Annotated in this window: 1 protein-coding gene; it reads left to right on the top strand. The window is 51.5% G+C overall.

Features of this window, described 5'->3' with window-relative positions; translation table 11 throughout:
* Nucleotides 1-515 (top strand): iron ABC transporter permease (locus R7Q09_RS28455; protein WP_318144247.1); only part of this gene is annotated, 515 nt, incomplete at both ends.

Genomic DNA, 515 nt, shown 5'->3' with positions numbered 1-515 from the left:
ATAAGTTTGGTACGTCCGTCACGATCATGCTGCTCGCTGGCGTGGCGATCAGTGCACTTTCAGGTGCCGCGATCGGCTTTCTCAACTTTTCTGCGGATGACCAAATGCTGCGCGATTTAACGTTGTGGTCGATGGGTTCGCTTGCGGGCGCAAACTGGGCAGGCATTGGCTTAGCTTCTGTGACTCTCGCGGTACTACTTTTCTGGTTTCACAAAAAAGCCATGTCTTTAAACGCATTATTGCTTGGTGAATCAGAAGCTCGCCACCTGGGCGTTCCAGTACAAAAATTGAAGCGTCAGCTCATTCTGCTTTCCGCCGTAGGCGTTGGTGTCACAGTAAGTATCTGCGGGGCAATCGGCTTTATCGGTTTGGTTATCCCACATCTCGGACGCATGCTAGCAGGCCCAGATCATCGCACACTGTTACCTATTTCGGCGTTGTTGGGAGCTTTATTGCTGACCTGTGCAGACATGATCGCGCGAGTGTTATTAGCACCAGCCGAATTACCTGTCGGA

It is taken from the genome of Vibrio sp. 2130-1 (genome assembly GCF_033339515.1).
Note: the sequence above shows the minus strand (reverse complement) of the source record. Positions and strands in the feature narration are given on the sequence as shown.